This is a genomic window from Isoptericola sp. NPDC019571 (assembly GCF_044389385.1).
In the GTDB taxonomy this organism is placed as follows: Bacteria; Actinomycetota; Actinomycetes; order Actinomycetales; family Cellulomonadaceae; genus Isoptericola; species Isoptericola nanjingensis.
The window spans coordinates 143684-170248 of sequence record NZ_JBIRXZ010000009.1; the positions used below are offsets into that span (position 1 = coordinate 143684).

Consider the following 26565-nt stretch of genomic DNA (forward strand, 5'->3'; position numbering starts at 1 on the left):
CGTGACGGGAGCGACACACCGGTGTGCTAGAAACCCGCATCGTGACGAGTCCGCGGCCACCCGCCGCGGCCGGCCTGGACGAAGGGGACCACGACCATGAGTGCCATCAGAGGCTCGCGACGGCTGCTCGCCGGCGCCGCAGGAACGGCAGCGCTCGCGCTGGTGCTGACCGCGTGCGGCGGGGGTTCCGGCGACGGCGGGAGCGGCGGCGGAGGCAGCGCCGAGTCGCTGGTCGTCGGCACCACGGACAAGATCACGTCGCTCGACCCGGCCGGGTCGTACGACAACGGGTCGTTCGCGGTGATGAACCAGATCTACCCGTTCCTCCTGAATACCCCGTACGGCAGCCCCGACGTGGAGCCGGACATCGCGGAGTCGGCGGAGTTCACGTCGCCCAAGGAGTACACGGTCAAGCTCAAGCCGGGCCTGAAGTGGGCCAACGGCAACGACCTCACGTCCTCCGACGTCAAGTTCACCTTCGACCGCCAGCTCGCGATCGCGGACGAGAACGGCCCGTCGTCGCTGCTGTACAACCTCGACTCGGTGGAGACGCCGGACGACACGACCGTCGTCTTCAAGCTCAAGAGCGCGGACGACCAGATCTTCCCGCAGATCCTGTCGTCCCCTGTGGGCCCCATCGTGGACGAGGACGTCTTCTCGGCCGACGCCGTGACGCCGGACCAGGAGATCGTCGACGGCAAGGCGTTCGCCGGCCAGTACTCGATCACGAGCTACAAGGCCAACGAGCTCATCAGCTACGAGGCGTACGACGGCTACCAGGGCATCCTCGGCGCGGCCAAGACGCCGAAGGTCGCCGCCAAGTACTTCACGGACGCCTCCAACCTCAAGCTCGAGGTGCAGGACGGCTCGGTGGACGTCGCCCTCCGGTCGCTGTCGCCCACGGACATCGAGGACCTGCGCGGCGACGACGCGGTGAAGGTCGTCGACGGGCCCGGCGGCGAGATCCGCTACATCACGTTCAACTTCAACACCCAGCCCTACGGCGAGAAGCAGCCGGACGCCGACCCGAAGAAGGCGACCGCGGTCCGCCAGGCCGTCGCCGACCTCATCGACCGCGAGGCCCTGGCCGACCAGGTCTACAAGGGCACCTACACCCCGCTGTACTCCTTCGTCCCGGACGGCCTCACCGGCGCCACGGAGCCGCTCAAGGAGATGTACGGCGACGGCCAGGGCGGCGCCGACGCCGACGCGGCGAAGAAGCGCCTCGACGACGCCGGGGTCACCACCCCGGTCGAGCTGAACCTGCAGTACTCGAACGACCACTACGGCCCGTCGTCGGGCGACGAGTACGCGCTCATCAAGGACCAGCTCGAGGCGGACGGCCTGTTCACCGTCAACCTGCAGACCACCGAGTGGGTGCAGTACTCCAAGGACCGCACGTCCGACGTCTACCCGGCCTACCAGCTCGGCTGGTTCCCGGACTACTCGGACGCGGACAACTACCTCACGCCGTTCTTCCTCAAGGAGAACTTCCTGGGCAACCACTACGTGAACCAGGACGTGGAGGACATGATCCTCGAGCAGGCCGTCACGGCCGACGAGGCGAAGCGCACCGAGCTCCTGGGCCAGATCCAGGAGGCCGAGGCCAAGGACCTGTCGACCGTCCCGTACCTGCAGGGTGCGCAGGTCGCGGTCACCGGCGCCGACGTCACGGGCGTCGAGGACACCCTCGACGCGTCGTTCAAGGTCCGCTACGCCGCGCTGGCCAAGGGCTGAGAGACGGACTGAGCACTTCTCGTGTCTGCACGTAGCACGGCAGGGAGCGCACTGGGACGCTACGTCCTGGTGCGCTTCCTGCTCATCATCCCCACCGTGTTCATCCTGGTCACCACCGTCTTCGTGCTCATGCGCGCGACCGGTGACCCCATCACCGCCGCGCTGGGCGGCAAGCTTCCGCCCGACCAGCTCGCCGAGCTGATCCATGCGGCCGGCTACGACCGACCCATCGTCGTCCAGTACTGGGAGTACCTCACCGGGATCTTCTCCGGCGACTTCGGCACCACGATCAGCGACAACCGGCCGGTCACCGAGGTGCTCACCACCTACGGGACGGCGACGCTGGAGCTCGCGTCGTACGCGATCCTCGTGGCTCTCGTGCTGGGCGTCCCGTTCGGCATGGTCAGCGGTTACTTCCGCGACCGTCTGCCCGATGCGGTGCTCCGCATCCTCGCGATCCTCGCGTACGCGACGCCGGTGTTCTTCGCCGGCCTCATCCTCAAGCTGGTGTTCTCCGTCTGGCTGGGCTGGTTCCCGGTGGCGGGCCGCGTGTCCACCGACGGGGAGATCGCGATGCAGCTCGCCGGCGCCGACTCCGGGTTCATGCTGATCGACGCGTTCAAGACGGGCGACCCCGCGGTCGTGCTCGACGTGCTGTCGCACGCCGCGCTGCCGGCGATCGCGCTCGGCCTGCTCACGGCCGGCGTGTTCCTGCGCCTCGTGCGCACCAACATGATCGGCACCCTCGGTACCGGCTACGTCGACGCGGCCCGCTCGCGGGGCGTCAAGGAGAGCCGCCTCGTGCGCAAGCACGCGTGGCGCCCGGCGCTCATCCCGATCATCACCGTGGCCGGCATGCAGGTCGCGATGCTGCTCGTGGGCGCCGTGCTCACCGAGACCACGTTCGAGTGGCGCGGCCTCGGCTTCCAGCTGTCGGAGTACCTGCAGGCGCGCGACTTCGTCGCCGTGCAGGGGATCGTCGTGCTGATGGCCGTGGTCGTGGCGGTGACGAACTTCCTCGTGGACGTCCTCGCCGCCCTGATCGACCCGAGGGTGAGGTACTGATGACCAGCGGAGAGATCACGAGCGTCGGCACGGCCGGCGCAGCCCCCGAGCACGTCGCCGGACGCGGTGCCTGGTTCAAGAAGCTGCCGGTGGTGCACCAGGTGCGCCAGAGCGTCGGGCTCCAGCGGGGCATGCTCATCGCGGGCCTCGTCCTGACGACGGTGTTCGTGCTGGTCGCGGTCTTCGCGCCGCTCCTGGCGCCGTACGGCTGGTCGCAGCTGCGCAGCGGGGACGGCGTCGCGTTCGGTGCCCAGCAGCCACCGTCGGCGGAGCACTGGTTCGGCACCACCGTCGGCGGCTACGACGTCCTGTCCCGCGTGGTGTGGGGCGCGCAGACGTCCCTGCTCGTCGTGATCGTCGCGGTCGCGGCGTCGATCGTCGTGGGCGTGCTGCTCGGCCTGGTGTCGGGCTACTTCGGCGGCTGGCTCGACCGGGTGCTCGTGGTGATCGCGGACGCGATCTACGCGTTCCCGTCCCTGCTGCTCGCGATCCTGCTCGCCATCGTCATCTCGGGCGGGCAGTCGAGCATGTGGGGCGGCATCCTCGCCGCCGCGCTGTCGATCACCGTGGTGTTCGTGCCGCAGTACTTCCGGGTGGTGCGCGCCGAGGTGGTGCGGATCAAGGCGGAGGCGTTCGTCGACTCGGCGCGCGTGCTCGGTACCGGGCACTGGCGCATCATGACCCGCCACGTGCTGCGCAACTCCACGCGCACGCTGCCGCTCATCGTCACGCTGAACGCGTCGGAGGCGATCCTCACGCTCGCCGGCCTGGGGTTCCTCGGCTTCGGCATCGAGCCGACGGCGGCAGCCGAGTGGGGTTACGACCTGCAGCGCTCGCTCGCCGACGTCACCTCCGGCATCTGGTGGACCGCGCTGTTCCCGGGTCTCGCCATCGTCCTCGCGGCGATGGGCATGACCCTCATGGGCGAGTCGCTCAACGACCTGGCCGACCCGCGCCTGCGCTCGCGTGCACGCTCCGGCCAGGTGGCGGGGGCGGTCGCGGCGACGTCGGTCGAGGCGGACGCCTCCGACCCGGAGAACCCGGCGTCCGCCGAGCACTCGGAGGAGAACCCGAAGGGAGGCGACGCATGAGCGCCGTCGCATCGAGCGCCGCCGCATCGAACGGCGCGGTCGCGCCGAACGGTGCTGTCGCGTCGATCAGGGACCTCGAGGTCTCGTTCGCCACGGACGCCGGGCCGGTACGGGCCGTCGCCGGCGTGAGCCTCGACGTCCAGCCGGGCGAGGTGCTCGCCGTCGTCGGCGAGTCCGGCTCCGGCAAGACCGTCACGGCCAAGACCATCCTGGGCCTGCTGCCGGAGACGGCGACCACGAGCGGCGCCGTCGTCCTCACGGGGCGCGACGGCGCGGCGACGGACGTCGTCGCGGTCTCGGCGTCGAAGCTGCGCCAGGTGCGCGGCCGCGACGTGGCGATGGTGTTCCAGGAGCCCTCCAGCGTGCTCAACCCCGTGTACACGGTGGGGTGGCAGATCGCCGAGGGCATCCGTGCGCACGGCGACGTGTCGAAGAAGGAGGCGCGGCGACGGGCGATCGAGGTGCTCGGCACGGTCGGGATCCCCGACCCCGAGCACCGCGTCGACCACTACCCGCACCAGTTCTCGGGCGGGCAGAAGCAGCGCATCGTCATCGCGATGGCGCTGGTGCTGGGGCCGAGCCTCATCGTCGCGGACGAGCCGACGACGGCGCTGGACGTCACCGTCCAGGCCGAGATCCTCGACCTGCTGCGCCACCTGCGCGACGAGACCGGCACGGCGATCGTGCTCATCACGCACAACATGGGCGTGGTGGCGGACCTGGCCGACCGGGTCGCCGTGATGTACCAGGGCAAGGTCGTGGAGCAGGCGCCGGTGGGCGACCTGTTCACCGACCCGCAGGCCGACTACACGAAGGCGCTGCTCAAGGCCGTGCCGCGCGTCGGGGAGGGCACCGTCCGCGCCGTCGAGCGCGCCGCCGCCCGCCCGGAGGGGTGGGCGGCGTCCGAGCCGGTGGTGCGGGCCGAGGGCCTGACCATCACGTACCCGGGGCGGTTCCGGCAGCCGGCGTTCACCGCGGTGGACGGCGTGGACCTCGCGATCCGCCCCGGCGAGGTGCTGGGGCTGGTGGGGGAGTCGGGCTCGGGCAAGACGACGATCGCCCGCGCGATCGCCGGCCTCACGCCCGTGAGCGGCGGGTCGCTGCGGGTGCTCGGCACCGAGATGCGCGGCGCCAAGGGGCGTGACCTCAAGGCGATGCGCCCGCGGCTGGGGTTCGTGTTCCAGGACCCGGCCACGTCGTTCAACCCGCTGCTGACCATCGCCGAGTGCGTGGCGGAGCCGCTGGTCGTGCACGGGCGGGTGCGCAACCCGGAGGCCGCGCGCGGCCGCGTCGACCAGCTGCTCGAGGCCGTCCAGCTGCCCCGCAGCTACGGCGACCGCTTCCCGCACGAGCTGTCGGGCGGGCAGCGGCAGCGCGCGTCGCTGGCGCGCGGCCTGGCGCTCGACCCGGAGCTGCTCATCGCCGACGAGCCGACGTCGGCCCTCGACGTGTCGGTGCAGGCGCGGGTGCTGGAGCTCTTCGCCGAGCTGCAGAAGGAGCTCGGCTTCGCCTGCCTGTTCGTGTCGCACGACCTCGCCGTCGTGGACCTCCTGGCCGACCGCATCGCGGTGCTCTACCGCGGGCACCTGGTCGAGGAGGGTACGGGCGAGCAGGTGCTCGGCGCCCCGCGCGAGGACTACACGAAGCAGCTGCTGGCCTCGCTGCCGGTGCCCGACCCGGACGCGCAGGCCGTGCACCGGGAGGAGCTGCTCGCCCTCCGGCAGCGCTGACCCCGGCGGGACGCGCTCGGTCGCCGATCAGAGGCCGAGCGCGTCCTTCCACCCCTGCGGCAGCAGCGCGTAGCCGACGAAGGCGACGACGTCGAGCAGGGTGTGCGCGACGACGAGCGGCACCACCCGATGCCGGCCCCACCGGCTGGTGTAGAACCACGAGAACACCAGCCCCATCACGACGTTGCCGAAGAACGGGCCGATGCCCTGGTACAGGTGGTACGAGCCGCGCAGCAGCGAGCTCCACACCACGAACCACAGGCGGGACCACCCGAGGTCGCGGGTGCGCTCGTGCAGGTACGCGACGGCCACGACCTCCTCGAGCAGACCGTTCTGCAGGGCGGCGACGACGAGGACCGGCACCGTCCACCAGTGCTCGTTCAGGGCGCTGGCCTGCACCTGGACCGTGATGCCGAGCAGGCGGCCGAGGGCGTAGAACGCGAGCCCCGGGATGCCGATGGCGGCGGCCAGCGCGAAGCCCCACGCGACGTCGCGGCCGGGGCGCGCGTCCTCCAGGCCCCAGTCGAGGCCGATCCGACGGCGCGTGCCCCGCCACGTGGCGCCCGCCCGCCCGCTGAGCAGGTACAGCGCCAGCGCGACCGGGACCAGCGCGAAGAAGATCCCCAGCAGCTGGTAGGTGAGGTCGAGGAGCGAGCGGTCCGACTGGCTGGCGTTGAGGGTCGCGGACTGCTCCGCGAGCGGGGTCTCGGCCGTGAGCCTCGCGATGATGTTGACCAGGGCGTACACGCCGCTCTGCCCCAGGCTGAGGCCCAGCACGATCCAGATCTCGGCGGTGGTGCGGCGTCGCGCCGCGGGCGTCATCGTCTGCGGGTCGGCCACCGTCCGGTTATAGCACCCGCCCCTGGACGACGGTCAGGAGGACGGCGGCGTCCTTGAGCGCTGGTCCCCGGGTTCAGGGGCGCGCGGGCGTCACAGGTGCAGCGATCCCGCGTGACGACGGGGTGGCGCGGCTCTCGCCGCACCGCACCACCAGCAGGTTGGAGACCGTGGTGGCGCGGCGCTCGTCGTCGAGCGTGACGACGCCCTCGGACTCGAGGCGGTTCAGCGCGTCCGCGACCATCGAGACGGCGCCTTCGACGATCCGCGACCGGGCGGCGATGATCGCGCCCGCCTGCTGGCGCTGCAGCATGGCCCGGGCGATCTCCGGGGCGTAGGCGAGGGGGGTTGTGCGCGGAGCCGCTCGGTGTCATGATCAACAAACCAGTTTGCAGCGCAAAGTCGTCTGCAGGATCCTCGAGAGGGAGCCATGACCGACCACCCCGACCGCCCTGGCGACGCCACCGACGACGCCGGGCTGGCCGCCGCCGACTCGCTCCGGCTCATCCGCGAGCAGCAGGACCGGGCCCGCGCGGCCCTCGGGCCGGACGGCCGCGCGCTCTACGGCGCGTGGGGCGTCGCCTGGCTGGCCGGCTACCTGGTGCTGTGGTTCAGCGCGCAGGGCCGCGAGCAGCCGGAGGCCTGGGCGTACTGGGTCTTCGCCGGCGCCCTCGCCGCGGCCGTCGTGTTCACGATGGTGCACACCATGAGCCGCACGTCCGGCACGCGCGGCGTCTCCGCCCGGACGGGCGCGATGTACGGCTGGGCGTGGATGCTCGGCTTCCTCACCTTCAGCGCGTTCCTCGGCGGGCTCGCCCGCGCGGGCGCGGACGGGGAGCTCATGGGCCTCGCCAGCAACGGCGGCGCGTGCCTCGTCGTCGGGCTGCTGTACCTGGGCGGGGCGGTCGCGTTCGACGACCGCTCCCTGTTCGTCCTGGGTGGGTGGATCCTGCTCGTCGCCGCGGCCGCGACGCTCGCCGGCCTGCCCCTCACCTACCTCGTGATGGCGTTCGCCGGCGGGGGCGGCTTCCTCGTGATGGCCCTCGTCGACCACCTGCGCATCGTGCGCCGACGGCGCCGCGCGGGGGAGGGGGCGGGCCGTGGCTGACGCCCTCGACCCGGTCATCCACGCGCCCGCCCGGCTGCGCGTCGTCGCGACGCTCGCCGCCCTGGACGCCGGCGACGAGCTGAGCTTCCCCAGGCTGCAGAAGCTGCTCGACATGACCGCCGGGAACCTGTCCACCCACCTGCGCAAGCTCGAGGACGCGGGCTACGTCCGCGTCACCAAGACCCACGAGGGCCGCACCCCCGCGACCTATCTCGCGCTCACCCCGCAGGGGCGCCGCGCGTTCGAGGACTACCAAGAGGCCCTGACCGGCCTGCTGAGAGGAGCCGGATCATGACCCGCACCCGCCCCCCGGAGCGTGCCCCCGCCCGGGCCGACACGCCGCCCGTGCCCGCCGCCGCGCCCGACCCCGGGCCCGCAGCGGTCCCCGCCGTCGTCGCCGTGCGCGGTGTCACCCGGCGGTTCGGCGACGTCGTCGCGCTCGACGACGTGTCGCTCGACGTCGGACCCGGCGAGCTCGTGGGCCTGCTCGGGCCCAACGGGGCCGGCAAGTCCACGCTGCTCTCGCTGGTCAGCGGCCAGCGCCGCCCCGACGCGGGGACCGTGCGCCTGCTGGGCGGCGACCCGCGCGACGCCGCCAGCCGCGCCGGCCTCGGCATCACCCCGCAGGAGACGGGCCTGCCCGCCACGCTGCGGGTGCGCGAGGTGGTCGACTTCGTCGGCGGGCACTTCGCCGACCCCGTGCCCACCGGCGAGCTGCTGGAGCAGTTCGGGCTCGCCGACCTGGCCCGCCGCCAGACGGGCGCCCTGTCCGGCGGGCAGAAGCGGCGGCTCGCCGTCGCGCTGTCGCTGGTGGGGCGGCCGCGCGTCGTCCTGCTCGACGAGCCCACCACCGGGCTCGACGTCGGCGCCCGCCAGGCGCTGTGGGACGCGATCCGCGCTTACCACGCGGACGGCGGCACGGTCCTGCTCACCAGCCACTACCTCGAGGAGGTGCAGGCGCTGGCGCAGCGCGTCGTCGTCATCGACCGCGGCGTGGTGCGGGCGGACGACACGCTCGACGCCATCCTGCGACGCGTGGGCCTGCGGCGGGTGGCGCTGCGCGCGACGGCCGACCTGGCCGCGTGGCCCGGCGTCGTGCGCGCCGAACGACTCGACGACGGCACGCAGGAGCTGTACACGGCGGACGCCGACGAGCTCGTCCGGTCGCTGGTGCGCGGCGAGGTGGACTTCCACGACCTCCGCATCCGGGGCGCGAGCCTCGAGGAGGCGTTCGAGGAGATGGTGACGGAGGCGGCACGATGAGCGCGACGACGACCCCCGCCCGGGCGGGGACGGCCCCGGGACCGCTGCGGCTGACCTGGCTGCACCTGCGCTACCAGTTCCTGGAGACGGTGCGGGTGCCCATCGCGGTGCTGGGCAACATGCTGTTCCCCGCGCTGGCGATGTTCTTCTTCGTGGTGCCGCAGCGCGAGGTCGCGCAGAACCCGCTGTGGGCCACGATGTCGGTGGCGAGCCTCGGCCTGTTCGCCGTCTGCTCGGCGAGCCTGTTCACCTACGGGCTGGGCGTGGCCGAGGACCGGCAGCTCCCGTTCGACCCGTTCCTGCGCTCCCTGCCCGCCGGCCCCGGCCCGCGGATGGTCGCGCGGATCGGCAACGGCGCGATCTTCGCGCTGTTCGGGTTGGTCCCGCTGATCCTCATCGGCTGGCTTTTCACGGCGGCGACCGTGACGTTCGGGCAGCTGCTCGCCGGGGTGGGCACCATCCTGCTGGTCTCCGTGCCGTTCGTGCTGCTCGGCATGGCGGTGGGGTACTCGCTGTCCGCCAAGGCCGCGCTGCCGGTCGTGCAGGCGGTGCTGTTCCCCCTGGCGTTCGCGGGCGGCCTGTTCCTGCCGCCGCAGGCGTTCCCGGAGTGGCTGGACGCGATCTCGCAGGCCACCCCGACGCGCGCCGGTCGTGACCTGCTGGTGCAGGCGCTCACCGGCGAGCCCGCCTACGGGCTGGCGTGGGTCGTGCTGCTCGGCTGGACCGTGCTGTTCGCCGTCCTCGCCGCCGGCGCCTACCGCCGCGACGAGGGCCGCCGCTTCCGCTGACCTGCCTGCCACCGGCTGTGTTGTGGGCGCGATGTCGGGGACCATGCGTCCCCGACATCGCGCCCACACCATCGCGGGAGGGTCAGCCGGCGCGGCGCAGGCGCAGCGAGTTGCCGACGACGATGACGGACGACGCGGCCATGGCCGCCCCGGCGATCATCGGGTTGAGCAGGCCTGCCGCGGCGAGCGGGATCGCCGCCACGTTGTAGGCGAAGGCCCAGAACAGGTTCTGCTTGATCACGCGCAGCGTGCCGCGCGAGAGCCGGACGGCTGCGGGCGCGGAGCGCAGGTCGCCGCGGACGAGCGTGATGTCGCTCGCCTCGATCGCGACGTCGGTGCCCGTGCCCATCGCGAGCCCCAGGTCCGCCGTGGCGAGGGCGGCGGCGTCGTTCACGCCGTCGCCGACCATCGCCACGACCCGGCCCTCGGAGCGCAGCCGCGTCACGACCGCCGCCTTGTCCTGCGGCAGCACGCGGGCGATGACGTCCTCCTCGGCGATGCCGACCTCGCGGGCGGCGACACGGGCCGCGCCCTCGCCGTCGCCGGTGAGCAGCACCGGCCGGAGCCCGAGGTCGCGCAGCTCGCGCACCGCCTCGGCGGAGGTCGCCTTGACCGGGTCGCGCAGCACGACGACGCCGCGGGCGGCGCCGTCCCACGCGACGACGACGGCGCTCGCGCCGGTCGCCTCGGCGTCGGCGAACGCCGCCGCGAGGTCGCCGTCGAACGCGACGCCCTGCCCGGCCAGCCACGACGGCTGCCCGACGAGCACCCGCCGGGCGTTGAGCCCGCCGTCCGCGGCGAGCCCGGCGAGGCCCGAGTGCGCCCGCCGCACGACCGCCTCGACCCCGCCGCCCGGCGTCGCGCGGAAGTCGAACGCCTGCAGCGCGCCGATCCCGACGCCGTCCGCCCCCGTCCCGCCCGACCTGTCAGGGCCAGGACCATCAGAACGTGCTCCTGGTCCTGACAGCTCGCGTGCGGCGGCCGCGACGGCGTGCGCGATCGGGTGCTCGCTCAGGGCCTCGACGGCGCCGGCGTACGCCAGCACCTCGTCCTCCCGTGAGTTGTCAGGGCCAGGGCCATCAGAACCTGCTCCTGGCCCTGACAGCTCGGCGACGACGCGCTCCACCTGCATGCGGCCCTCGGTGACGGTGCCGGTCTTGTCGAGCACGACGGTGTCGACGCGGCGGGTGGACTCCAGGATCTCCGGGCCTTTGATGAGGATGCCGAGCTGCGCGCCGCGGCCGGTGCCGACCAGCAGGGCGGTGGGCGTCGCGAGGCCGAGGGCGCAGGGGCACGCGATGATCAGCACCGCGACGGCGGCGGTGAAGGCGAGCTGGACGTCTGCGCCGGCCAGCAGCCAGCCCACCAGGGTGAGCACCGACAGCCCGATGACGATCGGCACGAAGACGGCGGAGATGCGGTCGGCGAGCCTGGCCACGGGGGCCTTGCCGGTCTGCGCCTGGGACACGAGGCGCCCGATCTGCGCGAGCGTCGTCTCCTCGCCCACGCGCGTGGCGCGCACCAGCAGGTGGCCGGACGTGTTGTCGGTCGCGCCGGTGACGGCGTCGCCGGGGCCGACGTCGACCGGGACCGGCTCGCCCGTGAGCAGCGACGTGTCGACGGCGCTCGCGCCCTCGACCACCTCGCCGTCGGTGGCGACCTTCTCGCCCGGCCGCACGACGAACACGTCGCCGACGGCGAGGTCCGCGACGGGCACGCGCTCGGTGACGCGCCCGCCGTCGGGACCGGTCAGGGGCGCGCCGTCGGGTGCGAGCCGCACGCGCTCGGCGTCCTTGGCGCCCAGCTCCAGCAGGGAGCGCAGGGCGTCGCCGGCGCGGCGGCGGGAGCGGTGCTCGGCGTAGCGGCCGGCGAGCAGGAAGGTCGTGACGACGGCCGCGACCTCGAAGTACAGCTCGGGCGCGCCGCCCGACTCGGACGGGATCAGCGACGGCCGCATCCGCATGCCGAGCTCGCCCGCCCCGCCGAGCGTGAGCGCCCACAGGGACCACAGCGTCGCGGCGGCCACGCCGAGCGAGACCAGCGTGTCCATCGTGGACGCGCCGTGCCGGGCGGCCCGCGCCGCGGCGGTGTGGAACGGCCACGCGCCCCACGTCACGACCGGCAGCGCGGCGGCGGCGACCACCCACTGCCAGCCCGTGAACTGCAGCGCGGGGATCATCGACAGCGCGACCACCGGCACGGTGAGCGCCGCGGACGCGACGAGCCGACGGCGGAGGTCGGCCCCGCGGGCGTCGCCGGGGGCGGACGTGTCGGACGGAGGTCGTACCGGGGTGCGCTGAGCCTCCGACAGGTCGGGGGCGGGCGGGGCGACGTCGCGGCGGCCGGTGACGCGGGCGCCGTAGCCGGCCTTCTCGACGGCCTCGACCAGCGCGGAGTCGTCGACGGGCGCGGTGAGCTCGACGTGGGCGCTCTCGAGCGGCAGGTTCACCGTCGCGGTGACGCCGTCGACGCGGTTGAGCCGCTTCTCGACGCGCGCCACGCACGACGCGCAGGTCATGCCCTCGATGGCGAGGTCGATCTCCAGGATCGGAGGGCCGGCGGCGGGCCCTGCCGGGTCGACCGGCGAGGACGTGGGGGTGCTCATGAGGGTGACTCCCTGAGGTGCTGGGTGGAGGTCACCCGCGACGACCCGGGGCGGCGGGGTCGCGGTGGGGGCGCCGGGTCGGGGGGACGGCGGCGCGGCGCGGAGGGCCTGGGTCGCGGCGGCTCGTGGTGGTCGAGCGGCGCGACGGTTCGGCAGGCGGTCCGCGGGGATGGGCTCCGGGGAGCGGGGACTCAGGCGCGCGGGGGCACGGCCAGGTCGTAGGTCTTCCGCGCCGGGCCGGTCTCGGTGGCGGAGGCCTCGCCGGTGCCGCAGCCGCAGGCGCAGTTGTGCGCCTCCTGGCGGGCGGGCGCCTGCGCGGCCTGCTGGGCGGCAAGCGCGTCCTGCTGGACGGCGACGGACTCGACGTCGTAGCCCGCCTCGTCGACGGCCTCGCGCAGCGCGGCCTCGTCGAGCGGGGCGTCGGAGAAGACGGTGACGTCGGAGGTGCCGCCGGCGTGCAGCTCGACGGAGACGTCCTCGACGCCGGGGACGGCGGAGAGGTCCTTGGTCACGTGCGCGACGCAGTTGCTGCAGGTCATGCCGGTGACGCCCAGGGTGGTGACGGTGCTCATGCGTGCTCCTTCATCGAGGGTGGATCAGCAGGGGTGAGACGTGGGTCAGGACCGGACGAGCCGGCCGATGGCGTCGGCGGCCTCCTTGACCTTCGCGGCGCCCTCGGCCTCGGACGCGCGGGCGGCGTCGACGACGCAGTGGCCCAGGTGGTCCTCGACGAGGCCGATGGAGACCGCCTGCAGCGCCTTGGTCACGGCGGACACCTGGGTGAGGATGTCGATGCAGTAGACGTCCTCGTCGATCATGCGGGCGATGCCGCGCACCTGGCCCTCGATGCGGCGCATGCGCTTGAGGTAGGCCTCCTTGTCGGAGGCGTAGCCGTGCGGGCCGTCGTGCGGGTGGCCGCCGTCGGTCGCAAGGTCGGGGAGGGGCGTGCCGGTGTCGGTCATGGGTCCACCATACCCCTAGGGGGTAATGCGTCAACCCTTGAAGCGGTCAGCCGACGCGGAACGGCGTCACCAGCAGGTCGTCACGGCGCGAGCTCGGACCGACGAGCAGCTCGAACTCGCCCGGCTCGACGACGCGGCGGCCGGCGGCGTCGACGATCGTGCAGTCCGTGGCGGGCACCTCGACCTCGACGACGACGCTCTCGCCGGGTGCCAGCGGCACGCGGCGGAAGGTCTTCAGCTCCCGGTCCGCCCAGGTCACGGACGTGACCTTGTCGCTCACGTACACCTGCACGGTCTCGACCGCCGGGCGGGCCCCGGTGTTGGCGACGGTGACGCGGCCCCGCACCACGCCGTCGGCCGCGACGTCGGCGGCGTCCAGCTCCAGCCCGGAGTACTCGACCGTCGTGTACGACCGGCCCTCGCCGAACACGTACGGCGGGCGCTGCGTGAGGTCGGCGTACCGCGTGCCGTGCTGGCCGCGCACCTGGTGGTAGAAGACCGGCTGCTGCCCGGCGTGCAGGGCGTAGGAGATCGGCAGGCGGCCGGTCGGCTCGACCAGCCCGAGCAGCAGCTCCGCGACGGCCCGGCCGCCGCGCATGCCGGGGTTGGCGGCGTGCACGAGGGCGGCGGCGCGGCCCACGGCCTCGGGCAGCACGAGCGGCTTGGAGGCGACGAGCACGACGACCACGGGAGTGCCGGTCGCGACCAGCCGCTCCAGCAGCTCGGCCTGCCCGCCCTGGAGCTCCAGCGTGGCGGTCGACCTGCCCTCGCCCGCCAGCGCGACCGCGTCGCCCAGCACGGCGACGACGACGTCCGCGGAGAGGGCCGCGTCCTCCGCCTCGGCCAGCAGGACCGGGTCGGACGGTGCGGGCAGGGCCGCCGGCGGGCGCGGCTGCCCGTCGGGGAAGTGCGTGCCGTCGGGGTCGGGTCCCAGCTCGACGATGTCGGCGCCGCGGGCGTACGTCACCTCCCACGACGGCGGCGCGACGGCGCGCAGCCCGTCCAGCACCGTCTCGGTCAGCTCGCGCGGGTGGCCGTCGCGGATCCAGCTCACCTGGCCCGACGCGCCGGCCCAGTCGCCGAGCTGGGCGTGCGGGTCGTCGGCGTTCGGCCCGACGACGGCGACGCGCAGCGGCGCGGCACCGGTCGGGGCGCCCGCGCGCCCGTCGTCGTCCGCCACGAGGCCGCCCGCGAGCGGCAGGGTGCCGTCGTTCTCCAGCAGCACCAGCGAGCCGCGCGCGACGTCGAGGGCGAGGTCGCGGTGCTCCGCCGAGCCGACGACGGCCTCGATGCGCTCGCCGACCGGCGCCCGCGGGTCCTCGAACAGCCCGAGGTCCACCTTGAGGCGCAGGATGCGCCGCACCGCGTCGTCGAGCCGCGTCTCGTCGATGCGCCCGTCGGCGAGGGCCTCCTGCGCGCCCTCGAAGAACGTCGGCGTCGCCATGATGACGTCGTTGCCGGCGCCGACGGCGGCGGCCGACGCGGCCGCGTGGTCGGGGCTGACGAACTGCTCCCACACCATGCGGCCCACGTTGTCCCAGTCGGTGACGAGGGTGCCGTCGAAGCCCCACTCGTCCTTGAGCACGCCCTGCAGCAGCCAGCGGCTGGTCGTGATGGGGACGCCGTCGATGGCCTGGTAGCCGATCATCACGGTGCGCACGCCCTCGCGGACCACGCGCTCGAACGGCGGCAGGAACCAGGAGCGGAGCTTGCGCGGCGTGAGGTCGGCCTCGGTGGCGTCGCGGCCGCCCTGGGTCTCGGAGTAGCCGGCGAAGTGCTTGGCCGTCGCGAGCACCGCCGTCGGGTCGGTGAGCCCCTCGCCCTGGTAGCCGCGCACCATCGCGGCGCCGAGCTCGCCGATGAGGTACGGGTCCTCGCCGAACGTCTCGTTCACGCGGCCCCAGCGCAGGTCGCGCGTCGCGCAGAGCACGGGGGAGAAGGTCCAGTGCAGGCCGGTCGCGGCGGCCTCGACCGCCGTCGCGCGGGCCGCCCGCTCCACGAGGTCGAGGTCCCACGTCGCCGCCATCCCCAGCTGGCTGGGGAAGACGGTCGCGCCGGGGAAGAAGCCGTGCCCGTGGATCGCGTCGTCGGCCACCAGCAGCGGGATCCCCAGGCGGGTGCCGCGGGCCAGCTCGATCGCCTCGACGACGCGCGACGGCGACGCGTGCAGGATCGACCCCGCCAGCCGCCCGACGACGATCTCGTCGAGGTCGTCCATCGCGTTGAGCTGCAGCATCTGCCCGACCTTCTCGGGCAGCGTCATGCGGCTCAGCAGGTCCTCCACCCGTGCGGCGGGGGACAGGGACGGGTCGCGGTACGGCAGGTCGGTCATGGCTCCTGAGCCTTCCGTCGGTCGAGGATCGCTGAGGTAGTACGAGTCTCCGCGAGGTAGTACCCCACCCCGCGAGGTAGTACGGGCCGTGCCGAGGTCGTGGGCAGCCCACTACCTCGGCACGGCCCGTACTACCTCGGCAGGGTCCGTACCACCTCGCGGACGGGGTCAGCGGACGGTGAGGCCGTTCGCCTGCGCGACGGAGCCCAGCCAGCCCAGCGACGGCTTCGGGCGCCGCTCGAACGTCTCCTTGTCGAACTCGACGAGCCCGAACGTGGGGCGGAACCCGGAGGCCCACTCGTAGTTGTCCAGCAGGCTCCAGTGCAGGTAGCCCCGCACGTCGATGCCGTCGGAGATGGCGGCGTGCAGGCCGGCCAGCGCGCCCTCGGTGTAGTCGATGCGGCGCGCGTCGTCCTGGGTCGCCATGCCGTTCTCGGTGACGAACACCGGCACGCCCTCGGTCTTCTCCCACGCCGAGCGCACGCCGTGCTCCAGGGAGAGGGGGTAGAACTCCCAGCCGGTGAGGGTGGTCTCGACGCCCTCGGGCACCTGGCGCGGGCCGTCGGGGCCGATGATGGTGCGGGTGTAGGCCTGGACGCCCACCCAGTCGTCGCCGCGGGCGGCCTCGAGGTACCAGTCGTCGCGCTGGTGGCCGTACTCGTGGGCCACGTCCTCGCAGCCCGGCTCGGGCTGGAAGTCCTGGGTGGCGACGGTCCAGCCGGAGCTGATGCCGCCCACGCCGGCGAGGATCTCGCGCGAGCGCCGGTGCGACTCCAGCAGCGTGTCCGCGACCTGCAGGTCGGGGGCGGGCAGCCCGTAGGCGACCAGGTTGGCCGGGTCCTCGCCGCCCGCGATCATCGCGGCGATGTTGGGCTCGTTGATGGTGCAGACGTAGTCGACGTCGTTCCCGAGGATCGGCAGGGCGAGCTCGGTGAAGCGGGCGAAGCGGTCGGCCGCCTTCGGGGAGCGCCACATGCCCTCCTCGTAGAACCAGCGCGGCACCGTGAAGTGCATGAGCGTGACCATCGGGGTGATGCCGAGCTCGAGGCACGTCTCCACCATGCGGCGGTAGTGCGCGATCTCGGCGCGGGAGACGAAGCCCTCCTCGGGCTCGATCCGCGCCCACTCGATGGAGAAGCGGTACGTGTCGAGGCCGGCGTCGCGCAGGAGCGTCATGTCCTCGCGGTAACGGTGGTAGCTGTCCGCGGCGTCGCCGCTGGGCTCGACGATCGAGGTGCCGGCGGCGTGCTCGCGCACCCACCAGTCGCTGGAGACGTTGTTGCCCTCGATCTGGTGGGCCGCGGTGGCGGCGCCCCAGCGGAAGCCCTCGGGGAAGTGCAGCACGGGATGGTCCTTACGTAGTGGAGCGGTGTTCGGGGGGTGGCTCAGCGGGAGGTGGTCCAGAAGCCGGCCAGGAGGTCCGCCGTCGCGGCGGGGTTCTCGACGTTGGGGAGATGACCGGCGTCGGCGATCACCTCGTAGCGGGCGCCGAGCCGCTCGGCCATGGCGCGCTGCCACGGCTGCGGCCACGCCGCGTCGTCCACGCCGTGCGCGACCAGCACCGGCAGGCCGGTGGCGGCCAGGCCGGGCGTGACGTCGCGGACGTCGGCGAGGACGTCGATCGCGCCCAGCAGGTTGTCCGTGCTGGTCGCGACCGAGCGGTCGCGGTGGAAGCGGGCGTCGACGTCGAGGGCGGCCAGGGCGGCCGGGTCCTCGGACAGGCGCCGGGCGAGCCCGGGGTTGTCGAGCGTCCACAGGTCGACGAGCCCGGCGGCGGCGAGCAGCCGGTCGCGCTCGGCGTCCTTGCGCCCCGGCCAGCCGTGCGGGCCCGAGCAGAGCATGGTGAGGCTGGCGAACGGCGCGGCGTCGCGCACGGCCGTGGCCGCCGCGACCGTGCCGCCGAAGCTGTGCCCCAGCAGGTGGAGGTCGCCGGCGGGGAGGCCGGCGGCCGCGCCCACGACGGCGGCGACGTCGAGCGCGTCGCCCGTGAAGTCGTCGCGGCGGTAGGCGCCCACCCCGCGAGGCGCGACCGAGTCGGCCTGCCCGCGCTGGGAGTACGTCCACGCCTCGACCCCGCGCTCGGCCAGCAGTGGCAGCAGCAGCCGGTGGTCCTCGCGCGACCCGGTGAACCCGGGGACCAGCAGCGCGACGGCGCGGCGCTCCACGCCGTCCGGCACGACCGACCGCAGCGCGGTCAGCGGGCCCACCGGCACGTCCAGCACCAGCGGCTCGACGCCGTCCGGCAGCGGGAGCACCGAGAACGGCGCCCCGGGCCGGACGGCCGTCGGGGCGGGGGCGGTCACGACGCGGCCCCGTCGGAGAAGCGGCGGGCCGGCTGCGGGATCGCGTCGAGCAGCTGGGTCGTGTACGCGTCCTCGGGGAACCGCAGCACCTGCGTGGTGCCGCCGGACTCCACGACCTTGCCGTGGTGCAGCACCATGATCTGGTCGGTGACGACGCGCGCGGACAGCAGGTCGTGCGTGATGTACAGCAGCGAGACGCCGAGGTCGGCGCGCAGGTCCTCCAGCAGGCTGAGCACGCCGGCGCGCAGCGACACGTCGAGCATGGAGACCGGCTCGTCGGCGATGAGCACCTGCGGGTCCGACGCCAGGGCGCGCGCCACGACGACGCGCTGGCGCTGCCCGCCCGACAGCTGGTGCGGCAGCTTGGCCGCGTACTGCTCCACGGGCGTGAGACCCACGGTCTCGAGCAGCTCCAGCACGCGCTCGCGCGCGGCCTCGCCCTTGAGCCCGGTGAAGTTCTCCACCGGCCGCGTGAGCGTGTACTCCACGGTGTGCAGCGGGTTGAGCGCCGAGTACGGGTCCTGGAAGACCATCTGGACGTCCGCGTGCAGCGTCTTGAGCTGGCGGCGGCGCAGCCGGTCGACCCGCAGGTCGCCGAACGTCACGGTGCCCGACGTCGGTCGCTCCACGCCGGTGACCATCTTGGCGATGGTCGACTTGCCGGAGCCCGACTGGCCGACCAGCGCCATCGCGGCGCCCGGCTCGAGCCGGAACGAGACGTCGTCGACGGCGGTGACCGCCTTCTCGCCGCGGCGCGGCGGCGGGTACACCTTCGACACGTGGTCGACGACGATCGCGTCGTGCGCGGCCGCGCGCCCCTCGCGAGCGCCCGTGCGGGCCGCGCCGTCCTCCGCCCCGCCGGTCGCTGCGGCCGCAGGTGCCTTGCGCTCGAAGCCCGGCAGCTCCACGACCTCGGCCCGCGGGTCGGCGTAGTGGCTCAGCAGCATCTGCGTGTACGGGTGCGCGGGTGCGGAGAAGATCTGCCGCGAGGCGCCGTCCTCGACGATCTCGCCGTCGTGCATGACGACGACGCGCTCCGCGGACTCCAGCACGACGCCGAGGTCGTGCGAGATGAGCACGGCGGTGAAGCCCTCCGCGGCCTGCAGCTCGCGGATGGTGTCCATGACGGCGTGCTGCACCAGCACGTCGAGGGCCGTGGTGGGCTCGTCGAACACCATGAGGCGCGGCTCGAGCGACAGGGCCAGCGCGATCGAGACGCGCTGGCGCATGCCGCCGGAGAGCTCGCCGGGGTAGCGGTCGAGCACCGTGGACGGCAGCTGCACCTTGTCGAGCAGCTCGACGGCGCGCTGGCGGCGCCTGCCCTTCGGCACGTGGCCGTGCGCGGCGAAGATGTCGCCGAAGTGGTGCGCGATGGTGCGCACCGGGTTGAGCGCGTTCATGCCCGACTGCAGCACCATCGCGAACCCGCCGCGGCGCTGCACGCGCAGCTCCTCGGCGTCCAGGTGCGCGATGTCGGTGCCGTCGAACACGATGCGGCCGGCGGAGATGCGCGCCGGGGCCTTGGCGAGGCGGGTGACGGCGAAGCCGAGCGTCGACTTGCCGGAACCGGACTCGCCGACCAGGCCCACGAACTCGCCCTGCTCCAGGGTGAGGTTCGCGTGCTTCACGGCGTGCGTCGGGACGGCACCGCGGGGCTCGTAGACGACGGACAGGTCCTGGATCTCGAGCAGGCTCATCGGCCGGTCCCTTCCCGCAGGCGCGGGTTGGACAACCCGTCGACGCCGAAGTTCACGAGGGTCATGGAGGTCGCCAGCAGCGCGATGCACAGACCCGGGGCGAACAGGAGGATCCACTGGCCGGTGAGGATCGCCATCGAGTTCTGGGCCCAGAAGATCATCGAGCCCCAGCTCACGGTGGCCATGTCGCCCAGGCCGAGGAACGACAGGCCGGACTCGGCGAGCACCGCCGACGTCGCGGCGCCGAAGAACGACCCCGCGATCATCGAGGTCATGTTCGGCAGGATCTCGCGGAAGATCACGCGGGCCGAGCTCTCGCCGGAGAAGATCGCCGCGGTGACGAAGTCGCGCGAGCGCAGGGACTGCGTCTGCGAGCGCAGCACGCGGGCGCCCCACGCCCAGCCGGTGATGACGACGACCAGGATGATCATCGGCAGCCCGCCGTTCTGCAGGTACGCCGCGATGATGATCATCAGCGGCAGGCCCGGCATCACGAGGAACAGGTTGACGAGGAAGTTGACGACGTCGTTGCCCCAGCCGCGCAGGTAGCCCCACGACAGGCCGATGACGACGGCGACGACGGTGGACAGGCCGCCGGCGACGAAGCCGACGAGCAGGGAGACGCGGGCGCCGTAGATCACCTGGGACAGCACGTCCTCGCCGGCGCCGGTGGTGCCGAGCCAGTGCGCGGCGCTGCCGGGCTCGTTGCGGGCGAACGAGTCGTCGTGCGGGGAGTACGGCGCCAGCAGCGGCGCGAAGACCGCCATGAGGACGAACAGGCCCAGGATCACGAGGCCCACTCGCGCCTTGGGGTTGGCCCAGACGGTGGCGAACGCGCGACCGAGCACCTGGCAGGTGCGGCCGAGGCGGGTGCGGGCGGGCCGGTGCGGGCCGCGGGCCGCCTCGGGGGCGGGACCCTCGGGGTCCGGGATCGTCGCGGTGGTGGTGGTGGTCGGGTCAGCCATCGGGGTCACCGCCTCGTTCGGGGGTCGAGGACGCCGTAGAGGATCTCCACCAGGAAGTTCGCGAGCAGCACGCTCACGGTGATCATGAGGAAGAGGGCCTGCATCAGCGGGAAGTCCTGGTTGGTGACGGCGTTGAACAGCAGGTAGCCGACGCCGGGGTACGCGAACACCTGCTCGACGAGCAGGGAGCCGCCGACGACGCCGCCGAGCGCCATGCCGAACCCGGTGAGGTTCGGCAGGATCGCGTTGCGGGCGGCGTAGCGGATCGCGACGGTGCGGCCGCGCAGGCCGTTGGCCTCGGCGAACGTCACGTAGTCGTCGCCGAGCGTGTTGATCATCGTGTTGCGCATGCCGAGGATCCAGCCGCCGAGCGACGTGATGAGGATCGTCACCGCGGGCAGGGCCGCGTGGTACAGCACGTCGCCGAGGAACTCCCACGACAGGTTCGGCACCGCGGTGGCGGAGTAGGCGCCCGAGGTGGGGAACCAGCCGAGCACGTAGCCGAGGAAGAAGACGATGAGGAGCGCGGTCCAGAAGTAGGGGAACGCGGAGAGGAAGCTGCCGGCCACCGTGGGCAGGGAGTCCATCCAGGTGCCGCGCTTCCAGGCCGCCCCGATGCCGATCAGGGTGCCGAGCACGAACGCCACGACGGTGACGGCGCCGACCATGATCAGCGTCCAGGGCAGGGCGCCGGCGACGAGCTCGGAGACCTGCTGCGGGAAGAAGGTGTAGGACACCCCGAAGTCGAGGTGGATGACGTTGTTCAGGTACGTGACGTACTGGTCCCAGATGCTGCCGCCGGGCACGCCGAGCTGGGCCTCGATCGCCGCCTGCACCGACGGCGTCACGGGGCCGTTCTGGGCGAGCTTGGCGATGGCCGCGTCAGCGGGCGAGCCGGGCATGAGGCGCGGGATGACGAAGTTCAGCGTCACCGCCGCCCACAGCGTGAGGACCAGCAGGCCGAGCTTGCGGAGCGCGTAGCGCAACGGAGCCTCCGGGTCGGTCGGTTCGGTGGGGCAAGGGGTGCCGGCCGGGCCCGACGGCGGTCGTCGGGCCCGGCCGGCGGGCGGGCGTCAGCCCTGGGCGGGCTTGAGGTGCGTGAGGATCAGCAGCGGGGTGGAGTCCCACGTCTTCGGGGAGGCGTAGGGGTCGTCCGCGCTGGGCCAGCCGGTGAAGTTCTTGTTCGAGAACAGGCCCCACGAGCCGCCGTAGAACAGCGCGATCATCGGCAGCTGCTCGTAGGTGATCTGCTCCAGCTGGTGCGTGATCTCGAGCTGCTTGGCCTCGTCGGTGGTCACCTTGAGCTCGGCGAGCAGCGCGTCGGCCTCCTTCGACTCGAAGCGGCCGAAGTTGCCGGCGGAGGTCTTGCCGACGGGCAGCAGGAACTCCGAGCCCATGAGGCCGTTGTAGTCCTGGAACGGCTGCCCGGTACCGCCGACGGTGCCCATGATCATGTCGAAGTCGCCCGTGCGGAGCTCCTTCTGGTACGCCGCGGCCTGCGGCTGCACGACGGTGACGTCGATGCCGATCGCGGTGAGCTGGCCCTTGACCTGCTCGACGCCCTGCAGCCAGTCGGACCAGCCGTTCGGGGTGGTGATCGTGACCTTCAGCGGCTTGCCGGACGAGTCGACGAGCTTGTCGCCCTTCTTCGTGTACCCGGCCTTCTCGAACGAGGCGAGGGCGGCGTCGGTGTCCTGGTCGACGTAGCCCTGGTTCGGGATCGACGTGTCGAGGATGGCCTCCTGGTTCGGCAGCATGAGGCCGGTCTGGCTGGCCCGGTCGACGTAGCCCTGCTCGGCCTTGTCGGCGATGACCTGCTTGTCCAGGGCCAGCGCGATGCCCTTGCGGAAGTCGACGTCGTCGTACGGCGCCTTCGTCATGTTCGGGATCAGCGAGATCGCCGCGCCCGCCGGGAACCAGTAGGTGTTGTTCTCGGGGTCGGCCTTGACCCAGGTGTCCTCGACGTCGCTCATGAACGCGTAGGCCCAGTCGTAGCCGTTGTTGACGATGTCCAGCTCGGAGTTGGCGGCGGGCTGCACGAGCTCCTCGACGGCCACCTCGTCCGCCTGCCAGTACGTCGCGTTCTTCGTGAGCGTGTACTGGTTCGGCGTGAACGTGCCGAGCGTGTAGGGGCCGGACCCGACGGGCTCCTCGTTGGTCCAGGTGACCGGGTCCTTGACCTCGGACCAGATGTGCTCGGGCACGATGAGCTGCTGGGCGAGGATCTTCGCGGCGGGGACGTCGTCGGTCTTCAGGTGCGCGACGACGGTCTTGCCGTCCACCTCGACGGACTTCAGGTGCGACCACGCACCCTTGAGGTCCATCTCGGGGTGCTTCTTGACGAGCTCGAAGGAGTACTTGACGTCCTCGGCGGTGAGGGGCTCGCCGTCCGACCAGGTGACGCCGTCCCGGATGGTGAAGACGACGGTCTTGGCGTCGGGCTGCTCGTACCCCGTGGCCAGCCAGGGGGTCTCCTCGCCGCTCATCTCGTTGATGATGACCAGCGGCTCGTACATGTACGTCGTCGTGTTCCGCTTGCCGGACGAGTACGGGTTGAAGTTCCGGTCGAACGTCGGCGAGCCGTTGTCGGCCGCGATGAGCATCGACGTCGCGCCGCCGGCGGCGCCGTCGTCACCCTTGTTCTGCACCGGTGCCGAGCAGGCCGCCGTGGCCAGCACCGCGACGGTGGCCGCGATGGCGGCCAGGCGCCGCCCCGAGCGCGCTGTGCGCGTCATGGACATCCACTCCTCTTCGTCGAGGCCTCTCCTGTGAGGGCCCGCGCACGCCGGGGTCGGCGTGCGGCGTCCCGGCGAGTGTATGCGCATACATTTCGGAGCGGCAAACCGTGTGGCCAACGGCCCGGGCGTGCGCTGCGGTGCCCCGGTCGGCGAGGGTCACGCGCAGCCGCAGCTCTCGCGCAGCAGCACGCGGACGGGCAGGTTCACCGTGGCTGCCGGTGCCGACGGGTCGGCGAGGCGCCCGCGCAGCAGCTCCACGGCGGCGCGCCCCAGCTCGACCATCGGCTGGCTCACGGTGGTGAGCCGCGGCATCGACGCCTGCGTGGCGTCGATGCCGTCGAACCCGGTGAGGACGACGTCGCCCGGGACGTCGACCCCGGCCTCGGTGAGGACGTCGAGGAAGCCGAGCGCCGTCTGGTCGTTGGAGCACACCAGCGCGCGGGGGAGCGCCTGTCCCGTGGTCCCCGACCCCCGGCCGGTCACGTGGGTCTCGAGCATCCGGCGGGCGAGGTCGCGGGCGCCGGTGCGCGTGAAGTCGCTGCGTGCCACCGGCTCGTCGGGCACGGGCAGGCCCGCCGCGGCGAGCGCGTCGCGGAAGCCCTGGAAGCGCTCGTGCGCGTCGGGGGAGTCGAACGGGCCGCCCACGAACGCCAGGTCGCGGAGGCCGTGGTCGGCGATCAGGTGGTCCACCAGGGCGCGGGTGCCTGCACGGTTGTCCACCGAGATGTGGTCGTAGGCGTCGTCCTGCGGCGGGCCGGCCATGACGACGACGGGGACGCGGCGGGCGATGTGCGCCAGCAGGTCGTCGGGCACCGACTTGGCCAGCACCGCCAGGCCGTCCACGCGCCCGGCCAGCTCGTTGACCGCCTGCGCGCGCCGCAGCCCGCGCGCGACGCCGATCATCACCGCGTGGCCGGTGCGCCACGCCTCCAGCTCCGCGCCGCGCATCACCTCGCCGAGGTAGAGGTTGCTCCAGCGCGCCGTGACCGGGCCGCCGACGTCGCGCACCACCTCGACCGCCTCGCCCACGCGGACCGGGTCCGGCAGGTCGGCGGCCTCGTCGATGCCGTCCACGTCGGGGAAGCACAGGCCCAGCACGCCCGTCGAGCGCGCCGCCAGCCCGCGGGCCGCGCCGGACGGCACGTACCCCAGCTCGCGGATCGCCTCGTGCACCACCGTGCGGGTGCGCTCGCGCACGTCGTCCGGGCGCCGCAGCACCCGCGAGACCGTCGCGATCGAGACCCCCGCGCGCTGCGCGACGTCGTACACCGTGGGGGCCTTCGCCACCGGAACTCCTGACCGCATCCCTCGCCCGCACGGCCGTGCGAGCGGTCCCACGATAGTGAACGCGCATACATCTCTGCATCGCGGCTGGTCACCACCAGGTCCCTGTCGCCTTCGAGAACGGGATCCGTACCGCCATTCGATGACGTGGCGGTACGGATCCCGTTCTCGAAGGCGACCGAGAGGTCAGGCGATGGTGGGCACGGCGTCCGGCTCGGGGTCGTCGACGGCGATGCGCAGCGCGGCGACCAGGTCGCGGTACAGCTCGTCCGTGGCGTGCAGCTCCTCGTGGGTGCCGCTGGCCCTGACCCGGCCGCCCTCCATGACGAGGATCCGGTCGGCGTCCAGCACCGTGGAGAGCCGGTGCGCCACGGTCACGACGGCGCCGTGGCGGGTGTGCGCGCGGATCGCGTCGTGGATCGCCGCCTCGGTGAGGCCGTCCACCTGCGACGTCGCCTCGTCGAGCAGCAGCACGTCCGGCTCCTTGAGCAGCGCGCGGGCCAGGGCGATCCGCTGCCGCTGACCGCCCGAGACGGCGGACGACACCAGCGAGGTGTCCAGGCCGTCGGGCAGGGCGTCCAGGTCGGCCGCGAGGCGCACGGCCTCCAGCACCGCGCGCACCTCGGCGTCGGAGGCGTCGGGCCGGCTGAACAGCAGGTTCTCCCGGATGGTGCCCGGCACCACCGGCGTCTCCTGCTCCACGTAGGCGAAGCTGGCGCGCACCTGCGCGTGCGTCAGGTCCCGGTACGGGACGCCGTCGAGGCGGACCTCGCCGCCCGTCGGCTCGAGGAACCGCAGCAGCAGCGAGAGCAGCGTCGTCTTGCCCGCCCCGGACGGGCCGACGAGCGCCACGTGCCCGCGCCGCGGCACCTCGAGGGTGACGTCGTGCACCACCGGAGTGCCCTCGGCGTAGCCCGCGGTGACGCCGTCGAGCACGAGGACCGGGCGCGCCGCGCCGTCGCGCCCGTCGGGGCCGGGGGCGCGCGGCGTGGACGCCGGCCGCGCGGCGGCGCCGTCCTCCTCGAGCTCCATCGTCCCGACCTCGCGGATCCGCTCCGCGGCGGCGAGGCCGGACTGCAGGGTGGTGAACGCCTGGGTGAGCTCCGAGATCGGCCCGACGATGTTGAACGCGTAGAGCAGGAACGCCACGAGGCTGGAGACGGCGAGCAGGTCCTGCGAGACGCGCCAGGCGCCGAGCCCGAGGATGACGATGATCGCGAGCTGGATGCCGCCCCACGAGACGGTCCAGGCGACGGCCTCGGTCTTCACCGCCGTCACCGCGTGCTTGCGCGCCTCGCGCGCGTCGCCGAGGATCTTCGTCCCCTGCCGCTCCTCCGCGCCGCTGGCCTTGACCGTGCGCACGGCGCGCACCGCGCCCTCGACGGCGCCGCCCAGGCGGCCCACCGCCTCCTGCGTGCGGTGCTGCGCCTTGCCGATGCCCGGCAGCAGCAGCCCCATCGCGACGGCGACGACGACGATCGCGACCACCGTGGAGCCGAGCAGCGTGAGGTCGAGCACCGCCATGAGGACGAGCGTGCCGACCAGGGAGATGAACCCGTTGACGAGGCTGACCAGGCTGTTCGACGTCGCCTCGCGCAGCAGCAGGGTGTCGGAGGTGACCCGCGTGACGAGCTCGCCGGCCGGCTTCGAGGTGATGGCGCCGACCTTGGCCCGCAGGTAGCGCGTGACGATCGACGCCCGGGCCTCGTAGACGACGTCCTCCGCGAGGCGGCCCAGGAGGATCCACTGGAACAGCCCGACGACGGAGCCGACGACCATGAGCGCGAGGAGCCAGGCGACCGGGCCGCCCAGGGACGCGCCGGTCGACAGCGTGTCGAGCACCCACTTGGTGACCATCGGGGTGGCGAGGCTCATCGCCGTGGCCAGCAGCCCGAGCACCAGCCCGAGCGCGAGCGTGCGGCGGTGCGGGCGCACGAAGCCGAGCAGGATGCGCAGGCGCTCGCGGCCGGAGCGCTCGGGGTCGCTGGTGGCCCCGGCGGCGTCTGGTGGGGGTGCGGTCTCGGTGGCGGCCATGCTGTCAACCATGGTTGACGCTCCTC

21 protein-coding genes and 1 pseudogene are annotated in these 26565 nt (G+C 73.1%); 8 read left to right on the plus strand and 14 right to left on the minus strand.

Features of this window, described 5'->3' with window-relative positions; translation table 11 throughout:
* Positions 1-96: 96 nt before the first annotated feature.
* From ACH443_RS16265 to ACH443_RS16280, 4 genes are read left to right on the plus strand one after another with little or no spacing between them, the layout of a single operon-like run.
* Complete coding sequence (locus tag ACH443_RS16265; protein WP_429763144.1) at positions 97-1737, plus strand: ABC transporter substrate-binding protein; 1641 nt, start codon at positions 97-99, stop codon at positions 1735-1737.
* A gap of 21 nt (positions 1738-1758) precedes the next feature.
* Positions 1759-2802 carry an ABC transporter permease gene (locus ACH443_RS16270; RefSeq protein ID WP_429763145.1) on the plus strand — a complete coding sequence of 348 codons (1044 nt, stop codon included), beginning with the start codon at positions 1759-1761 and terminating at the stop codon, positions 2800-2802.
* Positions 2802-3893, plus strand: a complete 1092-nt coding sequence (locus ACH443_RS16275) for an ABC transporter permease (RefSeq protein ID WP_429763146.1) — start codon at positions 2802-2804, stop codon at positions 3891-3893. Before ACH443_RS16270 ends, ACH443_RS16275 begins: the two co-directional genes overlap by 1 nt.
* The gene (locus tag ACH443_RS16280) at positions 3890-5623 is read left to right on the plus strand and encodes a dipeptide ABC transporter ATP-binding protein (protein WP_430590889.1); all 1734 of its coding nucleotides are present in this window, start codon (positions 3890-3892) and stop codon (positions 5621-5623) included. Before ACH443_RS16275 ends, ACH443_RS16280 begins: the two co-directional genes overlap by 4 nt.
* Positions 5624-5650: 27 nt before the next feature.
* On the opposite strand, the gene ACH443_RS16285 is transcribed toward ACH443_RS16280, so the two are convergent.
* Both ACH443_RS16285 and ACH443_RS16290 read right to left on the minus strand, forming a co-directional pair.
* Positions 5651-6445: a CPBP family intramembrane glutamic endopeptidase gene (locus ACH443_RS16285; RefSeq protein ID WP_430590926.1), complete on the minus strand. Its 795-nt coding sequence runs from the start codon at positions 6443-6445 to the stop codon at positions 5651-5653.
* A gap of 91 nt (positions 6446-6536) precedes the next feature.
* Positions 6537-6815, minus strand: a pseudogene (locus ACH443_RS16290) (hypothetical protein); the annotation flags it as partial.
* 75 nt (positions 6816-6890) lie between these two features.
* Between ACH443_RS16290 and ACH443_RS16295 the strand changes: the two are divergent.
* The 4 genes from ACH443_RS16295 to ACH443_RS16310 are packed head-to-tail and all read left to right on the plus strand — an operon-like array spanning position 6891 to position 9619.
* Positions 6891-7568 carry a hypothetical protein gene (locus ACH443_RS16295; RefSeq protein ID WP_429763149.1) on the plus strand — a complete coding sequence of 226 codons (678 nt, stop codon included), beginning with the start codon at positions 6891-6893 and terminating at the stop codon, positions 7566-7568.
* On the plus strand, positions 7561-7863 hold the full coding sequence (locus ACH443_RS16300) for a transcriptional regulator (protein WP_429763150.1): 303 nt from the start codon (positions 7561-7563) through the stop codon (positions 7861-7863). The genes ACH443_RS16295 and ACH443_RS16300 overlap by 8 nt, the downstream gene beginning before the upstream one ends.
* Positions 7860-8831: an ABC transporter ATP-binding protein gene (locus tag ACH443_RS16305; RefSeq protein WP_430590890.1), complete on the plus strand. Its 972-nt coding sequence runs from the start codon at positions 7860-7862 to the stop codon at positions 8829-8831. Before ACH443_RS16300 ends, ACH443_RS16305 begins: the two co-directional genes overlap by 4 nt.
* Complete coding sequence (locus ACH443_RS16310; RefSeq protein ID WP_430590891.1) at positions 8828-9619, plus strand: ABC transporter permease; 792 nt, start codon at positions 8828-8830, stop codon at positions 9617-9619. Before ACH443_RS16305 ends, ACH443_RS16310 begins: the two co-directional genes overlap by 4 nt.
* Before the next feature lie 82 nt (positions 9620-9701).
* On the opposite strand, the gene ACH443_RS16315 is transcribed toward ACH443_RS16310, so the two are convergent.
* The 12 genes from ACH443_RS16315 to ACH443_RS16370 form a co-directional block, all read right to left on the minus strand.
* Positions 9702-12224: a heavy metal translocating P-type ATPase gene (locus tag ACH443_RS16315; protein WP_430590892.1), complete on the minus strand. Its 2523-nt coding sequence runs from the start codon at positions 12222-12224 to the stop codon at positions 9702-9704.
* Positions 12225-12415: 191 nt separating this feature from the next.
* Entirely contained in the window at positions 12416-12796 is a 381-nt protein-coding gene (locus tag ACH443_RS16320) for a heavy-metal-associated domain-containing protein (RefSeq protein ID WP_429763154.1), read from the minus strand.
* Positions 12797-12841: 45 nt separating this feature from the next.
* Positions 12842-13186, minus strand: a complete 345-nt coding sequence (locus ACH443_RS16325; RefSeq protein WP_430553503.1) for a metal-sensitive transcriptional regulator — start codon at positions 13184-13186, stop codon at positions 12842-12844.
* A 46-nt stretch (positions 13187-13232) separates the two neighbouring features.
* Positions 13233-15518 (minus strand): glycoside hydrolase family 3 N-terminal domain-containing protein, encoded by a 2286-nt coding sequence (locus tag ACH443_RS16330; RefSeq protein WP_430590893.1) that lies wholly within the window; start codon positions 15516-15518, stop codon positions 13233-13235.
* Between the two features lie 168 nt (positions 15519-15686).
* A complete protein-coding gene (locus tag ACH443_RS16335) occupies positions 15687-16862 on the minus strand; it encodes a glycoside hydrolase family 1 protein (RefSeq protein ID WP_430590894.1) in 1176 nt (391 codons plus the stop codon).
* Between the two features lie 41 nt (positions 16863-16903).
* Entirely contained in the window at positions 16904-17821 is a 918-nt protein-coding gene (locus ACH443_RS16340; RefSeq protein WP_430590895.1) for an alpha/beta fold hydrolase, read from the minus strand.
* Positions 17818-19518, minus strand: a complete 1701-nt coding sequence (locus tag ACH443_RS16345) for an ABC transporter ATP-binding protein (protein ID WP_430590896.1) — start codon at positions 19516-19518, stop codon at positions 17818-17820. Before ACH443_RS16345 ends, ACH443_RS16340 begins: the two co-directional genes overlap by 4 nt.
* Positions 19515-20483, minus strand: a complete 969-nt coding sequence (locus tag ACH443_RS16350; RefSeq protein WP_430590897.1) for an ABC transporter permease — start codon at positions 20481-20483, stop codon at positions 19515-19517. The genes ACH443_RS16345 and ACH443_RS16350 overlap by 4 nt, the downstream gene beginning before the upstream one ends.
* 5 nt (positions 20484-20488) lie before the next feature.
* Entirely contained in the window at positions 20489-21469 is a 981-nt protein-coding gene (locus ACH443_RS16355) for an ABC transporter permease (protein WP_429730146.1), read from the minus strand.
* A gap of 87 nt (positions 21470-21556) precedes the next feature.
* Positions 21557-23218 (minus strand): ABC transporter substrate-binding protein, encoded by a 1662-nt coding sequence (locus tag ACH443_RS16360; RefSeq protein WP_430590898.1) that lies wholly within the window; start codon positions 23216-23218, stop codon positions 21557-21559.
* A gap of 159 nt (positions 23219-23377) precedes the next feature.
* A complete protein-coding gene (locus ACH443_RS16365) occupies positions 23378-24508 on the minus strand; it encodes a LacI family DNA-binding transcriptional regulator (protein ID WP_430590899.1) in 1131 nt (376 codons plus the stop codon).
* Positions 24509-24691: 183 nt separating this feature from the next.
* Positions 24692-26551, minus strand: coding sequence for an ABC transporter ATP-binding protein (locus ACH443_RS16370; protein WP_430590900.1), 1860 nt, complete (start codon positions 26549-26551; stop codon positions 24692-24694).
* Positions 26552-26565 lie beyond the last annotated feature (14 nt).

Bases quoted from the DNA above. Each gene is read 5' to 3' on its own strand.
- ACH443_RS16275 (WP_429763146.1), top strand. From the start codon at position 2,802: ATGACCAGCGGAGAGATCACGAGCGTCGGCACGGCCGGCGCAGCCCCC.
- ACH443_RS16310 (WP_430590891.1), top strand. From the start codon at position 8,828: ATGAGCGCGACGACGACCCCCGCCCGGGCGGGGACGGCCCCGGGACCG.
- ACH443_RS16315 (WP_430590892.1), bottom strand. From the start codon at position 12,224: ATGAGCACCCCCACGTCCTCGCCGGTCGACCCGGCAGGGCCCGCCGCC.
- ACH443_RS16330 (WP_430590893.1), bottom strand. From the start codon at position 15,518: ATGACCGACCTGCCGTACCGCGACCCGTCCCTGTCCCCCGCCGCACGG.
- ACH443_RS16350 (WP_430590897.1), bottom strand. From the start codon at position 20,483: ATGGCTGACCCGACCACCACCACCACCGCGACGATCCCGGACCCCGAG.
- ACH443_RS16265 (WP_429763144.1), top strand. From the start codon at position 97: ATGAGTGCCATCAGAGGCTCGCGACGGCTGCTCGCCGGCGCCGCAGGA.
- ACH443_RS16325 (WP_430553503.1), bottom strand. From the start codon at position 13,186: ATGACCGACACCGGCACGCCCCTCCCCGACCTTGCGACCGACGGCGGC.
- ACH443_RS16280 (WP_430590889.1), top strand. From the start codon at position 3,890: ATGAGCGCCGTCGCATCGAGCGCCGCCGCATCGAACGGCGCGGTCGCG.
- ACH443_RS16305 (WP_430590890.1), top strand. From the start codon at position 7,860: ATGACCCGCACCCGCCCCCCGGAGCGTGCCCCCGCCCGGGCCGACACG.
- ACH443_RS16285 (WP_430590926.1), bottom strand. From the start codon at position 6,445: ATGACGCCCGCGGCGCGACGCCGCACCACCGCCGAGATCTGGATCGTG.
- ACH443_RS16320 (WP_429763154.1), bottom strand. From the start codon at position 12,796: ATGAGCACCGTCACCACCCTGGGCGTCACCGGCATGACCTGCAGCAAC.
- ACH443_RS16295 (WP_429763149.1), top strand. From the start codon at position 6,891: ATGACCGACCACCCCGACCGCCCTGGCGACGCCACCGACGACGCCGGG.
- ACH443_RS16360 (WP_430590898.1), bottom strand. From the start codon at position 23,218: ATGACGCGCACAGCGCGCTCGGGGCGGCGCCTGGCCGCCATCGCGGCC.
- ACH443_RS16345 (WP_430590896.1), bottom strand. From the start codon at position 19,518: ATGAGCCTGCTCGAGATCCAGGACCTGTCCGTCGTCTACGAGCCCCGC.
- ACH443_RS16370 (WP_430590900.1), bottom strand. From the start codon at position 26,551: ATGGTTGACAGCATGGCCGCCACCGAGACCGCACCCCCACCAGACGCC.